Origin of the sequence: Micromonospora sp. DT4, from assembly GCF_049841675.1 — a bacterium.
GTDB lineage: Bacteria > Actinomycetota > Actinomycetes > Mycobacteriales > Micromonosporaceae > Micromonospora.
Genome location: NZ_JBNCKT010000502.1, coordinates 1 through 243, shown reverse-complemented (window position 1 = coordinate 243; position 243 = coordinate 1). Strand labels below are relative to the sequence as shown.

Sequence of the window (243 nt, the reverse complement as noted above, 5' to 3'; positions counted from 1 at the left end):
GACGACGACCCGGTCCACACTTCTGTCGTGACGGCAGGGTCGGTGGAAGCGGCCATCATGCCCGGCGTGGACGTGCCCGCCGGATCGGTCGACACGTCAGTGAGGACCGGACCCGTCAACGGTGTTCTGCCCCAAGTCTGATCGAGCCAGTCATACGCCTCACGCAGCAGCTCGTTAGGGTATTCAGACGGCACTTCCCACAGCTCCCCCGTGCCGTCCGACTCGCTGGGCTGCTCCCGCACC

General features: G+C 66.3%; 1 protein-coding gene. It reads right to left on the bottom strand.

What is annotated here, in order from left to right; translation table 11 throughout:
- The coding region (locus tag ACLQ24_RS30685) for a hypothetical protein (RefSeq protein WP_425895206.1) at positions 1 to 194 on the bottom strand (194 nt) is incomplete at its 3' end.
- Positions 195 to 243: the final 49 nt, after the last annotated feature.